Source organism: Pseudodesulfovibrio alkaliphilus, assembly GCF_009729555.1.
Lineage (GTDB): Bacteria > Desulfobacterota > Desulfovibrionia > Desulfovibrionales > Desulfovibrionaceae > Pseudodesulfovibrio > Pseudodesulfovibrio alkaliphilus.
Map to the genome: position 1 here is coordinate 1 of NZ_WODC01000012.1, position 14005 is coordinate 14005.

General features: G+C 62.8%; 15 protein-coding genes and 2 tRNA genes. 4 read left to right on the top strand and 13 right to left on the bottom strand.

Annotated elements, in window-relative coordinates; translation table 11 throughout:
* Nucleotides 1–368: 368 nt before the first annotated feature.
* The 5 genes from GKC30_RS13985 to GKC30_RS14005 all read right to left on the bottom strand — a co-directional run bounded on the left by GKC30_RS13985 (nucleotide 369) and on the right by GKC30_RS14005 (nucleotide 2381).
* Nucleotides 369–446, bottom strand: a tRNA-Glu gene (locus GKC30_RS13985).
* A gap of 7 nt (nucleotides 447–453) precedes the next feature.
* Nucleotides 454–528: transfer RNA gene (locus GKC30_RS13990), tRNA-Gln, on the bottom strand.
* A 60-nt stretch (nucleotides 529–588) separates the two neighbouring features.
* Nucleotides 589–939, bottom strand: coding sequence for a hypothetical protein (locus GKC30_RS13995; RefSeq protein ID WP_155935600.1), 351 nt, complete (start codon nucleotides 937–939; stop codon nucleotides 589–591).
* Between the two features lie 36 nt (nucleotides 940–975).
* Nucleotides 976–1461 carry a DciA family protein gene (locus GKC30_RS14000; RefSeq protein WP_155935601.1) on the bottom strand — a complete coding sequence of 162 codons (486 nt, stop codon included), beginning with the start codon at nucleotides 1459–1461 and terminating at the stop codon, nucleotides 976–978.
* A 29-nt stretch (nucleotides 1462–1490) separates the two neighbouring features.
* Complete coding sequence (locus tag GKC30_RS14005) at nucleotides 1491–2381, bottom strand: universal stress protein (protein ID WP_155935602.1); 891 nt, start codon at nucleotides 2379–2381, stop codon at nucleotides 1491–1493.
* Nucleotides 2382–2727: 346 nt separating this feature from the next.
* Between GKC30_RS14005 and GKC30_RS14010 the strand changes: the two genes are divergently transcribed.
* The 3 genes from GKC30_RS14010 to GKC30_RS14020 all read left to right on the top strand — a co-directional run bounded on the left by GKC30_RS14010 (nucleotide 2728) and on the right by GKC30_RS14020 (nucleotide 6178).
* Nucleotides 2728–3639 carry an ArsR/SmtB family transcription factor gene (locus tag GKC30_RS14010; protein ID WP_155935603.1) on the top strand — a complete coding sequence of 304 codons (912 nt, stop codon included), beginning with the start codon at nucleotides 2728–2730 and terminating at the stop codon, nucleotides 3637–3639.
* A 25-nt stretch (nucleotides 3640–3664) separates the two neighbouring features.
* Nucleotides 3665–5095 carry an adenosylhomocysteinase gene (gene ahcY / locus GKC30_RS14015; protein ID WP_155935604.1) on the top strand — a complete coding sequence of 477 codons (1431 nt, stop codon included), beginning with the start codon at nucleotides 3665–3667 and terminating at the stop codon, nucleotides 5093–5095.
* Between the two features lie 105 nt (nucleotides 5096–5200).
* Entirely contained in the window at nucleotides 5201–6178 is a 978-nt protein-coding gene (locus GKC30_RS14020) for an NADase-type glycan-binding domain-containing protein (RefSeq protein WP_155935605.1), read from the top strand.
* Between the two features lie 24 nt (nucleotides 6179–6202).
* Here the strand turns inward: GKC30_RS14020 and GKC30_RS14025 are convergent, their stop codons facing one another.
* The 3 genes from GKC30_RS14025 to argB form a co-directional block, all read right to left on the bottom strand.
* A complete protein-coding gene (locus GKC30_RS14025) occupies nucleotides 6203–7465 on the bottom strand; it encodes a molybdopterin molybdotransferase MoeA (protein ID WP_231117206.1) in 1263 nt (420 codons plus the stop codon).
* Between the two features lie 69 nt (nucleotides 7466–7534).
* On the bottom strand, nucleotides 7535–7936 hold the full coding sequence (locus GKC30_RS14030) for a bacteriohemerythrin (protein ID WP_155935606.1): 402 nt from the start codon (nucleotides 7934–7936) through the stop codon (nucleotides 7535–7537).
* Nucleotides 7937–7949: 13 nt separating this feature from the next.
* Complete coding sequence (argB, locus tag GKC30_RS14035) at nucleotides 7950–8825, bottom strand: acetylglutamate kinase (RefSeq protein WP_155935637.1); 876 nt, start codon at nucleotides 8823–8825, stop codon at nucleotides 7950–7952.
* Between the two features lie 205 nt (nucleotides 8826–9030).
* Between argB and GKC30_RS14040 the strand changes: the two genes are divergently transcribed.
* Nucleotides 9031–10221 carry a pyridoxal phosphate-dependent aminotransferase gene (locus GKC30_RS14040; protein WP_155935607.1) on the top strand — a complete coding sequence of 397 codons (1191 nt, stop codon included), beginning with the start codon at nucleotides 9031–9033 and terminating at the stop codon, nucleotides 10219–10221.
* A gap of 446 nt (nucleotides 10222–10667) precedes the next feature.
* Here the strand turns inward: GKC30_RS14040 and GKC30_RS14920 are convergent, their stop codons facing one another.
* The 5 genes from GKC30_RS14920 to GKC30_RS15060 all read right to left on the bottom strand — a co-directional run bounded on the left by GKC30_RS14920 (nucleotide 10668) and on the right by GKC30_RS15060 (nucleotide 13973).
* Complete coding sequence (locus tag GKC30_RS14920) at nucleotides 10668–10841, bottom strand: hypothetical protein (protein ID WP_196772905.1); 174 nt, start codon at nucleotides 10839–10841, stop codon at nucleotides 10668–10670.
* A gap of 95 nt (nucleotides 10842–10936) precedes the next feature.
* Complete coding sequence (gene rbp, locus GKC30_RS14045) at nucleotides 10937–11200, bottom strand: RNA-binding regulator (protein ID WP_155935608.1); 264 nt, start codon at nucleotides 11198–11200, stop codon at nucleotides 10937–10939.
* 272 nt (nucleotides 11201–11472) lie between these two features.
* Nucleotides 11473–12699, bottom strand: a complete 1227-nt coding sequence (locus GKC30_RS14050; RefSeq protein ID WP_231117207.1) for a DUF697 domain-containing protein — start codon at nucleotides 12697–12699, stop codon at nucleotides 11473–11475.
* An 83-nt stretch (nucleotides 12700–12782) separates the two neighbouring features.
* Nucleotides 12783–13643: an Mrp/NBP35 family ATP-binding protein gene (locus tag GKC30_RS14055; protein WP_155935609.1), complete on the bottom strand. Its 861-nt coding sequence runs from the start codon at nucleotides 13641–13643 to the stop codon at nucleotides 12783–12785.
* 102 nt (nucleotides 13644–13745) lie between these two features.
* Entirely contained in the window at nucleotides 13746–13973 is a 228-nt protein-coding gene (locus GKC30_RS15060) for a NifB/NifX family molybdenum-iron cluster-binding protein (RefSeq protein ID WP_231117208.1), read from the bottom strand.
* Nucleotides 13974–14005: the final 32 nt, after the last annotated feature.

Consider the following 14005-nt stretch of genomic DNA (forward strand, 5'->3'; position numbering starts at 1 on the left):
ACATTCGCAAACAAGAGCAGGAAGATAAGCGAATCGAACAACTGAAATTCCGCCTTTAGGCGGTTCTTAAAGCCGCTTTGAGCGGCTCACAAACTCAAGCCCCCGGCTTTGCCGGGGGTCATGACTCAGTCCTGAAAAAGCCCTTTTGCAGCCATGAGGCCGCCATGCCCCTGCCTGCATCTGATCCAGGAAAACATCCAGAGCAGCATTTGAGCCCAAAAATGTTGCATCGCCCGCAGCCACTTCTTGAAGTTGAACGCCGCAGCCGCCATGAACAGGTTGATGCTGACGTGGCGCTCGAGCCACGCGGACGAGCCACGCAAACGAAAAACGGGTTACAGCGATTGCTGTAACCCGTTGATTCTGCTTGGCGTCCCCAAGGGGATTTGAACCCCTGTTAACGGCGTGAAAGGCCGTCGTCCTGGACCAGGCTAGACGATGGGGACGCATTTGTGGCTGGGCTGCAAGGACTCGAACCTTGATTAACGGAGCCAGAACCCGTCGTCCTGCCAATTGAACGACAGCCCAGCAGCGAGAAGTTGATTTAAGGGTTGGCTCCCCTCATGTCAACCTCTTTTTGCGATTACCTTAAACAGCTCTGGCGAGCTGGCGGGTGCGCTTCTTCAGCTTGTTGATCTTGCGGCGTACACGGTCGCGCTGGGTGCGGTCGGTGAGTCCGTCTTTCTCGGTGCGCAGGCTGCGGATGATCCGCTTGGTCTCGTGGATCTGCTTCTTGTAGGGGGATATGGCCTCCTCCTCCACGATGCCGAACACGGTCTTGATCTCGGCAACCAGGTCTTCCTTGCTTTTGCCGGAAGCGCCGACGACCATGGGCAGCTTGTTCATGCACAGGGCGCGCAGCTCCTTGGCGGTCATCTTTTCGAGGGGCTTGGTCAGGCCAAGCTCGTCAAAGGCGATTTCTTTGGTCTCTTCGCTCATGATACACTCCTTGAATGCCCCCGGGGGCGCAATTTCTCACTTGTCGGCAAACATGCGCTGATAGGCCCTGTAGCATTGGCCTATGGCCGAATCCGAAGGCAGCGCAGTATCCAATCCGCCCAGATTTTCAGGCTTTTTCAGCTTTTTCGGTCGGGTGATCTCCTGCTCGGGAAAGTCCCCGTCCAAAGGAACTCTGCCGTTTAGCAGTTCAAATGTCACTTTGTCAAAGACTTCTTTGCCCAAAAACCCGTTTATCTTGCCAAGCAGCAGGGGGCCGAGAAACTGCGCTTCCTGCATGACCATCGGGTCTTCGGCGGCGAGGATCAGGCGGGAGCCGCGATGTCCCAGCGGGCGGGCCAGCGGGGCCATGTCGCCCATGAGCCGGTCCCATTCGCGCCAGAGCCGGACAAGGGCCATTCCGCCGCTGGTGTCGATCCTGCCGAGAAAGTCCGGCAGGGCGCTTCCGATGCGGACGACCTTGTTGCGCCGCCCGCTTCGGCTGTGGTGTCTCAGAAAGGCCATTGCTGCGTGATCCCTGCCGCCGTCCGGCCCTACATGCAGACCCGGGCGCGGTAGTTGACGATGAGCGAAGGGCAGCCGGGCGATAGGGCCACCTGGATCACCGTGGAGCCTATGAAGGATTTGGTCAACTCCTCGCTCGACGAGTACTGGGCCATGATCACGAGGTCCGCCCGGTTCCAGCGGGCGTGTTTGATGATCTCGGCATAGGGTACGCCCTCCCAGCATTCGAAGGAGTGGCTGATGCCCGTCAGCGCTTTGCTGTAACGTCGCTCCATGCGGTCCTTGATCCGGTCGATGAACACGTTCATGTCCTGCATGTAGTACTCGGGATTGGGACAATTCTGGCCGATGTCGATGACATGGAAGATGTCAAGATGGGCGTCGTAGGTCCGGGCCACCTGGATGGCATAGCACAGGGCCGAGTCCGAGGGGGTCGAGAAGTCCGTGGCCATGACGATGCGTTTGACATCCGAGACCTTGGGGTCTTCGTCGGTGACAACCATGACCGGGCAGAAGACATTGGCGCAGACCTTGCGGATGGTGGTGTCCACCACTCCCCACATGCGGTCCGGCCGGACCATGCCCGAGCGGTGGTGGCCCATGACCACCAGATCCACGCCTTCAGTGTGAATGATCTTGAGCAGATGCTCCTGCGCAGCGCCAGTGACCACCCGGATGGTGTGGTTGGGGATGTCCTTGAGGTCGTCGGCATAGAGCTCGGCGATCTTGCGCCGGGCCGATTCCACAAGCTGTTCGGTGGGGATCACCTCCTCGAAAGAGGACCAGGGATCGCAGCAGATGGGCAGGGCGTGGTACAGCACAAGATCGGAGCCGTGTCTGCGGGCAAGGTCAAAGGCGGCCCGGGGGGCGGTCCCGATGCCTATCTGCGGGGTGGCGGCCAGCAGTATCTTCTTGAACATGGCGTCTCCTTGTCTGGGCGACCTGGGGTCGTTCCGGGGCGAGTGAGTCCGTGCGGTGCAACGGGTGACCTGGGTATTATTAATGACTATCGTACTTTCGGCGAAGCGGGCAAGTACAAACCCAGCCTCCCGGAGGCTTTGCCCCGCTCTTTGGGCCTGGCGTCCCGGCCCTCGCCGGACTGGCCCTTTATCGCAAGGCCCGCTTCCCGTCTTTCTGCCTATACCCGTTCACGCCCCTGACAACAACCGGATTATCGCCGCCAAGGGATTGTGCTTGACGCTGCCCGGTTCTTGGGCTAGGTAACGATCATTCCGTATATCAAGATATCCTGATATAAGGCGAAATATGGAAATAATAAAATATTGCAAAGCGTTGTCTGATGAGACCCGGGCCAGACTGGTCAATGTTCTGCTCGAATACGAGTTGAACGTGGGCGAGGTCGTGCAGGTCATGGGCATGGGGCAGTCGCGCATATCGCGTCATTTGAAGATATTGTCCGATTCCGGGCTGGTGGAGGTGCGGCGCGACGGCCTGTGGGCCTTTTACCGGGCCAGCGAGGGGGGCAACGGGCGCGAGTTCCTGGACGGCGTGGCCCCGCTCATGGCGGGCGAAAACGTCCTCAGGCGCGACCGCAACGTGGCGGTCAAGGTCATCCGGGAGCGCACCGCAGCCACTCGCCAGTTTTTTGACGACATCGCCCCGGAATGGGACCGGATGACCGCCGAGGTGCTGGGCGAGCTGGACCTGGGGAGCGAGATTCAGGCCCGGCTGCCGCGGTGTGCCTGCGCCGCGGACCTGGGCTGCGGCCCGGGCGACATGCTGGAGATTCTGGCCGCCAGCGCGGACGTGGTCATCGGCGTGGACAATTCGCCCCGGATGCTGGAGCTGGCCGAGGAGCGTTTTTCGGGCGACGCCAGCATGAGTCTGCGCATAGGAGAACTGACCCATCTGCCTCTGCGCGACTGGGAGACGGATTGCGCGGTCATGTCCCTGGTGCTTCACCACCTGCCCCGGCCGCTGGACGCCATCCGCGAGGCCGGGCGCGTGCTCAAGACCGGCGGCAGACTGCTCATCGCCGAGTTCGAGCGCCACGGCAACGAGCTGATGCGGAGCGAATACGGCGACCGCAGGCTGGGCATACCCAGCCAGAAGATGCTCGACTGGCTCGATCAGGCGCGTTTTGATGTGGTCGGTGTCACCCGTTTCAGTGTCAACATGGGCCTTGTGGTCGTCGTGTACGAGGCCGAGAAAAAATAGCAACCAACCCCTTTGGAGGAATTCAATGACCAAGAACATCAAGCCCGTGGACCCCGCCTGCGAAAACAAGGTCGCCGACATGTCCCTGGCCGGTTGGGGCCTCATGGAGATGCAGCTCTCCGAGCGCGAAATGCCCGGCCTCATGGCCCTGATCGAGAAGCACGGCAGGGATAAGCCCCTCTCGGGCTTCAAGGTCATGGGCTCGCTGCACATGACCATCCAGACCGCCATGCTCATCAAGTGCCTGTATGAGCTGGGCGCGGACATCCGTTGGGCGTCCTGCAACATCTTCTCGACCCAGGACCACGCTGCCGCGGCCATCGCCCAGTCGGGCATGGCCAAGGTCTTCGCCTGGAAGGGCGAGACCCTTGAGGAATACTGGTGGTGCACCGAGCAGGCCCTGACCTGGCCCGACGGCTCAGGCCCGGACCTCATTGTGGACGATGGCGGCGACGCCACCCTCATGGTCCACCAGGGCGTCAAGGTGGAGGCCGACCCCGGCCTGTGCGACAAAGAATACGATGTGGACGAGTTTCAGATCATCATGGACCGCCTCAAGGCGGGGCTGATCACCAGCCCCGGCAAATGGACGGCCATGGCCAAAAAGATTCGCGGCGTGTCCGAGGAAACCACTACCGGCGTGCATCGGCTTTACGAGATGCAGCGCACGGGCGAGCTGCTCTTCCCGGCCATCAACGTCAACGACTCGGTGACCAAGTCCAAGTTCGACAACCTCTACGGCTGCCGGGAGTCCCTGGCAGACGGCATCAAGCGGGCCACTGACGTGATGGTGGCCGGCAAGGTGGTTGTCGTGGTGGGCTACGGCGATGTGGGCAAGGGGTGCGCCCAGTCCATGCGCGGCTTCGGCGCCCGCGTGCTGGTCACGGAGATCGACCCCATCTGCGCCCTGCAGGCCGCCATGGAGGGCTACGAAGTCACCACCATGGCCGATGCGGCGCCCAGAGGGGACATCTTCGTCACCTGCACCGGCAATTACCATGTCGTTACCGGCGAGCACATGGATGCCATGAAGGACGAGGCCATCCTCTGCAACATCGGCCATTTCGACTCCGAGATCGAAATGGCCCACCTGGAGAAGAATCCCAAGGCGGTCAAGAAAACCGTCAAACCCCAGGTGGACAAGTGGACCCTGCCCTCGGGCAAGTCCCTCATCGTCCTGGCCGAGGGGCGGCTGGTCAACCTGGGTTGCGCCACCGGCCATCCGAGTTTTGTCATGTCCAACTCCTTCACCAATCAGGTGCTGGCCCAGCTTGATCTGGCCGGGAACGACTACGACCCCAGGGTCATGATCCTGCCCAAGAAACTGGACGAGGAAGTGGCCCGGCTGCATCTGGAACGCCTGGGCGTCAAGCTCGAAAAGCTGACCAGGAAGCAGGCCGAGTACATCGGCGTGGATATCGAGGGCCCGTACAAGCCCGACCATTACCGTTACTAGCATTGCGGCGAAACAGGGGGCTTCGGCCCCCTTCTTCGTCATCTGCCGGGTCATGCGGACATTTCGTGGAGGCGGACCGGGCAGGGATGTGGTATGAGGAGAGCCATGCGCAACACCCCATCAGCCGTAACCGCCTGTTTTGCGATGGCCTTGCCGGTCCTGGCTCTGCTGGCTTCGCTCTGGCACGCTTCGGCCCATGCCTTTGAGGTGACGGTCAGGGTGTCCAGCGTCAAGGTGGATTTCGGCCTGCCCCATGCGCCGGAGAACCTGCTGGACAACGACCCGTCCACTGCCTGGGTCGGCGGCGGCGTGGGGCCGGGTGTCGGCCAGTGGATAGAATTGTCCTTCGGGGTGCCCACGCGGGTCGCGCGGCTGGGGATTTTCAACGGCCACCAGGGCGAGGGGCGGTTCCACCAGTTCCGACGTATCCGCTCGGGCCGGGTGGTCTATCCCGACGGGACCGAGACGCGCTTTTGGCTGCGCGACGAACCCGGCGAGCAGATGGTGCGGTGCAGCGGCAGGCCCTACAAGTCGCTGCGCATCGTGGTGGACGACGTGTTTCCCAAGGGCGAGCTGACGGCCAAGGTCAAGCTGGCCGTGTCCGAGATCAAGCTGTATCTTTCGCTCACGGCCCCTCCCGGCGGGGATTCGGCGCTCGACGGACCCGACCCGGCCCGGCTGATGGCGCCGCCGCCCACAGACCCCTCGGCCGCCGTGCCCGAGCCCCTGATGGCCCTGCTTCGGGAATTCTACGTCAGGCAGACCACGCTCTCGCCTGACTTTGCGGAACTCTTCGCCGCCGATGTGCGCGACCGCAACGACTTTCAGTTCGAAATATTCCGGGAAATGCAGCGCCAGCGCGGCACATTCAAGGCGTTGCGTTCCGCCGAGGTGGACACCTCGGGCCTGGGGTTCGAAATGGTCAGAAACGAGGGTAAGTTCGCCGAGGTGCGCGTCTTTGGCGCCTACCGGGTCAAGGTGGCGCATCTGGACAGGAATCTGGAGGAGGACTCGGTCTTTGTGGTGGTGGAAGACCCTGATGGATGGCGGATCGTCGAGTTGGACGGGCAGGAAGGATTTTAATCAGACATCAGTTCTTCCGGTTGCTTACACTATCCAGACATCAATCATCCGGCCTTGGTCCAGCCCCTCGGAGTCGGCCGGGATGGCGGTCAGGCCGTGGGCCTGGAGCATGGTCCGCAACAGGCCCGACTTGCCGAGCACCGGATGGGCCAGCGGCAGAGCATCCTGGCGCGGTTCGAGCCGGATGCGTACATAGTCTTCGCGGCCGGGCCTGGAGGCCACGTTGCGTGCCAGCTCGGCCCGGACCATGGGGCGCCTGGACGGGTAAAAGGCGGCACCGTCGCCCTGGAGGTGGCGCAGCAGCGGCAGCACCAGGACGTGCATGACAACCAGGGATGAGGTCACCTGACCCGGCAGGCCGAGGATGGGTCTGCCCGAGGCTCGGCCCAGGATGGTGGGTTTTCCCGGGCTCAGGGCCACTCCGTGGGCCAGCACGGCAGCGTCGTCAAGGGCTTCAATGGCCTGCACAGAGAGATCGCGTACGCCTATGGAGCTGCCGCCGGAGAGCAGGACCGCGTCGTTGTCGGTCACGGCCCGGTTCAGGGCCTGGGTCAGGCTTTCCAAATCATCCGGGATCACCCCGTAGTGGCGGGGGAGACCTCCGGCCCGTGCGGTCAAAGCGGCCAGGGTGTGGCTGTTCACGTCCCGCACCTGTCCGGGCCTGGGAGTCTGGCGAACGCCCACCACCTCGTCTCCGGTGGACAGGATGGCCACACGCGGCCGCCGGACCAGGGCCATCTCCTGAAACCCCAGGGCGGCAGCAAGCCCTATCTCCTGCGGCCGCATGACCGTTCCCGCGGTCAGGGCGGGCTGGCCCTGGCTCGCATCCTCGCCGCGTTGCATCACGTTTTCGCCGGGGGCCACGCTTTTTCGCATCTCAATGGTGGTCCCGTCCATCTCGCCTGTATGTTCGACCATGACCACCGCGTCTGCGCCACGGGGCAGCAGGCCGCCCGTGGGAATCCTGGCGCACTGGCCGGGATCGAGGGCTGTTTGCGGCATCGCGTCGATGGTCAGGGTGGCCGCGCATTCAAGGTAGGCGGGGTTGGATTCGCTGGCCCCGAACACGTCGCGGGCGCTGACCGCGAAGCCGTCCATGCACGAGCGGTCGAGCAGGGGCCAGTCATGCCCGGCTATCAGATCCTGGGCCAGGATGCGGCCATCGGCCTCGGACAGGTCGCACTGATCGGCGTCAAGGGCGGGAAATTCCCGCAGCAGTTCCTCGAAACGGGCGCGGCTGATGATGGTGAAGAAGCCGTGAGGCAAGGGGTGCGTGGGCGTGGACATGGGCACCACGCTACAGGCCGGGCGGGCCGATGGCAAGCGGCAGGGCTTTTGATGCCGGATCGGCACCGATTATCGGCGGGCCTTTGCATACTCCCCGACAAGCGCGTCCTTGTGCATGATGTGCTCGACGATCCAGTCGTTGACGAACAGGGAGACCCCCTGGGGGGTGATGATCTCTCCGTTCTCAATGAGACGCCACAGGGTTTTGACCCGCATCATCAGCAGAACGTGCTCTGCCGCATGGGCGTCCCGGTCGGGGTAGCCGATCCGCTCCATGTATGTTTCTTCTTCCTTGAAGTGGTAGCGGGTGTATGCCTTGAGGCGTTCGAAGACATCCTTGAGAATGGCCTTGCCTTGGTCCCGGCCGATGGCGGTCATGAGGTCGTTGGCGATGGCGAAGAGGTGTTTGTGCTGCTCGTCAATGACCGGGTCGCCGATGTCCAAGACCGTGGTCCAATCAGGATAGTGCATGTGCGTCCTCCGCTCACTTGACCACTTCGGTGCCGATGCCGGATCGGGTGAAAAGCTCAAGCAGGATGCAGTTCTCGACCCGGCCGTCGAGGATGGCGGCCTTCTCCACCTCGGCCACTGCCTCGATGCAGCAGGTGATCTTGGGGATCATGCCGCCGGAGACCACCCCGGAATCGATGGCCTCGAATGCCTCGCGCACGGTCAGCGACGAGATCAGGCCACCGTCTGCGTCGAGCAGGCCGGGCACATCGGTGAGCAGGTGCAGCCGCTTGGCCTTCAGGGCGGCGGCCACGGCTCCGGCCACGGAATCGGCGTTGATGTTGTAGGTGGCGCCGTGGTCGTCAACGCCCACCGGGGCAATGACCGGGATGAAGCCGTCGGCCAGGAGCGATGTGATCAACGTGGTGTTCACCTCGCGCACCTCGCCCACCTTGCCGAGGTCGATGATTTCGGGCGGGGCGTCCTTCTTTTCCACGGTCAGCTCCTTGGGCTCGGCCATGATCAGCTTGCCGTCCTTGCCCGAAAGTCCCACGGCTTGGCCGCCGTGCAGGTTGATCAGGTTGACGATTTCCTTGTTGACCTTGCCCACCAGCACCATTTCCACCACGTCCATGGTGGCGTCGTCCGTGACCCGGTATCCCTCGCGGAAATGGGACTCGATGTTCAACGCCTTGAGCATCCTGCCGATCTGCGGTCCCCCGCCATGCACCACCACCGGGTTGATGCCGATGTACTTGAGCAGGATGATGTTGAGGGCAAAGGCGCGTTTGAGGTTTTCGTCGATCATGGCGTTGCCGCCGTACTTGATGACGATGGTTTTGCCGTAGAATTCGGAGATGAACGGCAGGGTTTCGATGATGGATCTGGCCTGAAGCTGGAAGCGCTTCATGTCCCGCTGGCTGACGGACTCTTTCTTCACTGGTTGGCTCCTGTAAAAAAGACCCGGTGGCCCGGGGATGATCGCGAATTGTCCCCCAACGGCGCGAGCCTGTCAATATCCGTCGCATCTGGATCCGTCGAGTCCGGCCCCGGTTGCAGGGCCTGACGCTTTGGCCTACACTGACCGCCTAACCAAGCCGCACAAGGAGATTTTCATGCAGCTCATATCGTCCCAGATGGCCAAATACGCCGAGCGTTCGTCCTGGATTCGCAAGATGTTTGAGGAAGGCATCCGGCTCAAGAAGGAATTCGGCGAGGATGCGGTCCATGACTTCAGTCTGGGCAACCCGGACCTGCCGCCGCCCCCGGCCATCAAGGAGGCCCTGGCAGACCTGGCCGCCCAGGCGGACCAGCCCTTTTTCCTCGGCTACATGCCCAACTTCGGCTACCCGGACGTACGCGAGAAGCTGGCCTTGGAGGTCTCCCGCGAGCAGGGAGTGTCTGTTCCCGCCGACAGTCTGGTCATCACCTGCGGTGCGGCCGGTGCGCTCAACGCCTTTTTCCGGGCCGTGCTGGACCCCGGCGACCAGGTTCTGGCTCCGGCACCGTTTTTCGTCGAATACGGGTTCTACGCCGAAAACCACGGGGCCAGCCTTATCACCGTGCCCTCCAAGCCGCTCTCCTTTGAGCTCGATCTTGAGGCCATCGACGCGGCCATCACCCCCAGAACGCGGGTGGTGCTCATCAACTCGCCCAACAACCCCACTGGCGCGGTCTATTCCCGCGACGAACTCGAAGGGCTGGCCGCCATTCTCGCCCGCCACAGCCGGGAGAGGGACAGGCCCATCTTCATCCTCTCCGACGAGCCCTATCGTTTTCTGACCTTTGACGGCGTCGAGGTGCCAAGCGTCCTGCCCGTCTATCCCCACACCGTGGTCTGCTCCTCTTTTTCCAAGAACCTGAGCATGGCCGGCGAGCGAATCGGCTACGCCCTGATCAATCCGGCCATGGAGGGCCGCGAGGCCCTCGTTGCCTCCGTGATCATGGCCAACCGTATCCTCGGCTTTGTCAATGCCCCGGCCCTGGCCCAGCGGCTGCTCGGCAGGGCGCTGGGCAGCTCTGTGGACGTGGCCGTGTACGATGCCCGGCGCAAGGCCATGGCCCGTGTGCTCGACGCCGCTGGCCTGCGCTACACCATGCCGCGTGGCGCCTTCTACTTCTTCCCCGAGGCCCCCGGAGGTGATGATGTGGCCTTTTGCGCCACCCTCCAGGAGGAGAAAATCCTGGCCGTGCCCGGCACCGGCTTCGGCTATCCCGGTTATTTCCGCCTTGCCTTCTGCGTGGGCGAAGAGGTCATCGCCCGCTCGGCCGACGCCTTTGTCCGCGCCGTGGCCCGGGCTTCCTGACCCCGGCCCGGACTCCCTTGAGACTCCTCGCCCCCGCACTTTCCCGCGGGGGCGTTTTTCGTGGCGTGGCCGACATGGCGGAGATGGAAGGCCCTGCCCGGAGTTCAAATATTTTGCCCTCCAGGGCGGTCTGGCCCGGCAAATCGAAATTTTTGAACTGCTCCTCAGGGAAAAAGGCCAGGGCAGAGAGAAAAGACGTTCGTGTAAGTGTTTGAAATGAAGATATTTAAACTTTTTCTTCGAGGTTGTCGTATTGTGGCACACCCGTTGCTAGGTTGAAAGTAACTTCCTTTTTTGCACCGAGAAAAATCCAGGCCTCCGCAAGGGGGCCTTTCTCGTTGGCGCGGCGGCCGGGCGATTCTCCCCTCCAAAACGCGAAAAAGGCCCGGCCCCTGGAATCGGGTCCGGGCCCCTCGCCCGGCAAGGCCGGGCGGCGGACTGCGGGGTCAGCCATCCTGGTCCTGGGGGCTGTGGCCGGTTTCCTGGTGGTCCTCGTCCTCGTCATGCTCCTGAGGGTCGCCGTCCTTGCGTTCCTGTTTGCGCTGGAGCTTTTCCGCCTTTTTCTTCTTCTTTGCCAGTTCCTTCTGTCTTTTTTCAAAGGAGTAGTTGCGCTTGACCAAAAGACCTCCTGGGTGAAACGGGATGAAAGCAAAAGCGCCCGCCTCCCCTGGGAGAGGCGGGCGCCGCAGGCCGTGCTATAGCCTGAAAATGGGGGCTACCAACGGGGGCGCTCCGCACGGGGCTTGGCTTCGTTGACCTTGATGTTGCGGCCGCCAAAGTCCTTGCCGTCCAGGTTCTCGATGGCCTCCAGGGCGCCGGCGTCGTCCATTTCGACAAAGCCGAAGCCACGCGGACGGCCAGTCTCGCGATCCTCGATGAGTTTGACAGAAGTCACCTCGCCGTAGGCGCCGAAAGCGGCACGAACGTCTTCTTCGGTGGCGGACCAGGGCAGATTGCCGACATAGATGTTCTTGGACATGGAAAAAAGTCTCCTGAAAAAATGAATGACTGCGCTTGGTTCCCGTGCACCAAACTTAAGGAAGCAGCGAACAAGATGCACGCTGCTTCTTGATATGCCTGTTTCGATTCAAACCAGCGTCGGACAACATTCAGACCGCGCCTCCACGGGTGCCGCTGGTATAATATGCTAAACCGTAAGCCACGGAAAAACAAAAATCAAGGGGGTGTGATTGGTTTTCTGTTTTTTTTCTGCAAGACGGATATGTTGTGCAGAGTCGCGTCAGCAGGCGTTCAGGGGGGCGTGTTTCCGTTCCCTGGTTTGTTCCGGCGTCCGAACCGGGAAATCAGCGAAGAAAGCGGGCCTCCGGTCCGACTGCCCCTAGAGGCGGTGCGGTTTTTCTGGCGCGATGGCTTGGGATCGGTGTCATTGCTCTCGGGGGTCTGGTGTTTGCCCGGAGCCGCTGCTCTTTTGATAGTGTTGACTGCGCTCTTGGCCGTTTGGCCGAGCCTTTGACCGAGCCTGGCCACGGAGCGGCGGAGGCCCCTGGCCCCGTTGCCCATGGATTCGACTGTTCCGGCGGCAGCATCGCCCATGTTGCGAAAGACGCGAGCCGAACCGGCCCGCATGGCGCTGGTGGAGCCCTTGACCAGCACACGGGTGACGTAGAGGACCGTATCCGCGCTCAAGGTCATGAACACCCGCGATGCCTCCAGGGTGGCCGAGCGGCGCATGGCCCCCCGGGCCTCAAGGCTCAGGTCGAGATAGTTGCGGGCCACGATGCCGCAGCGCAGGGCCAGCAGGCAGTTGGTGGTGCCGCTGAGGACCGAGGCGGTGATGACCCCGGCCACGGCCTGGGCGCCCGGAACGGCCCCGATAGCCGAGCCGCCCACCAGCGGCCCCATGAGTTCGCGTACGTATTCGTCCACGCCCAGTTCGTCCACGGAACCGGCCAGCAGTGAGGTGGCTGCTATGTTGGCATAGAGGTTGATCGTTTCGCGATAGTGCGGCCGCTGGTTGTACAGGCGCGAAAGCCGCCATGTGAGCCGGGAGATGAGAAAGAGGACCACCAGCGAGTCGAGGCGGCCGTTTTGGGCCAGGGCAGTGCTGATGAACACCTGTCGGGCCGTGGTCCTGATTTCGGCATCGGCCCGTTGGCGCAGGAAGGACAGCCCTGCCTCGAGGTCGGCGTCCGACTCCACGTTGATGCCCGCCTCGCGCAGCGTCTTGTTGCGCGTCAGCCGCTGGACCATGGCCCTGCGGAACCCGGCCATCTCCGCGGGGGTCGGGTCCGCATGGACGAGCAGGGGTCTTGGCCGCAGAAAGGCTGCCCTGAGCGCCCAGCCAAGCGAGACCAGGACCGGGGCGAGCAGCGCCCAGTAGGCCCAAGGTTCAAAGGCCGGGTCGAAGCGCCCGGCAAAGGCGGCCAGCCCGGCCACGCAGTCGTGCAGGAAAACCAGGAACCAGGCCACGATGATCACCCCGGTCAGGGCGAGGAGGTTCTTCATGTATCGGGGCATGGCCGATCAATACCCTGTTTGCGGGCCGGTGCAAAGACGGGAAAAGGCCGGGATGAGCATCCCGGCCTTGACTGATGGCAGGTTTATTCCGGGAAGGCGAGCAGGGGTTCGATGACCTGCTGCATGGCCTTGCCCGTGGCCGTGTCGCGGTGGATCTTCATGAATGGGTAGCCCTCGTCGCCCGAGGCGGTCACCTCGGGGTCAAGGGGAATGCGGCCCAGGAAGCGGACGCCCGCCTCTTTGGCCAGGGCCTCGCCGCCCCCGGCATTGAAGATGTTGTGGACTGCGCCGCAGTCCGGGCAGGCGAAGCCGGACATGTTCTCGACTATGCCGAGGACGCGGTTGCCAAGTTCGCCCACAAAGGAAACCGAGCGGCGCACATCGTCTACGGCTACGCCCTGAGGGGTGGTGACGATGACCGCGATGGCCGTGGGGCCAAGGGTCTGGAGAGTGGAAAGGGGCTCGTCGCCCGTGCCGGGAGGACAGTCCACAACAAGGAAGTCGAGGTCGCCCCACATGACATCCTCGACGAACTGCTTGATCAGGCCCATCTTGACCGGCCCGCGCCAGATGACGGCCTGACGGTCGTCCTCAAGCAGGAAGCCCAGCGACATGACGGATAGATTCCGGCTCCAGGACACGGGCTCCATGATCTGGTCGCCCATGTGGGGCTTTTGACCCTTGAGGGAGAGCAGGCGCGGAATGCTCGGCCCGTGGACATCCACGTCGAGCAGCCCGACTTTCTTGCCCGCCAGGGACAGGGCCACCGCAATGTTGGCGGCCACGGTGGACTTGCCCACCCCGCCCTTGCCGGACATGACCACGATCTTGTGTTTGATGCGGCCCAAGGTCTTCTGAAGCTTTTCCTCGCCCTTGTCGCACCCTGTGCTGCTGGAACAGCTGCCGTCCGGCGCGGCCGAGGCGCACCCGCTGCATTCGCTCATGATCTTCTCCCGAGAAAACGGCCCAGGGCCGCCTGATGGTGTTGATGGTTCCGGGTGTCAGGCCCGGTGCACGCCAAAGAAATACCCGCAGTCAGGAAAAAGTCAAACATGGCCCGTGTCCGGCGCGGCGGGGCACTCGGGCGCACCGGGCATGACCAGCCGCGAGAGGCCCCCGCGCCCCAGGGCGTCCATGACTTCATGGATGCCTCCCGTGAGCCAGGGAATGACATGCACCCCGCCCTGTTCGAGCAGGGCGCGGGTGTCGGCGCAGATGGCGCCGCACAGCAAAAGGGATACCCCGCAGGCCAATATGGCGGATGTCCTGTCCATAGGGTCCTTTGAGGGAAGGGATAGGCGGCCTG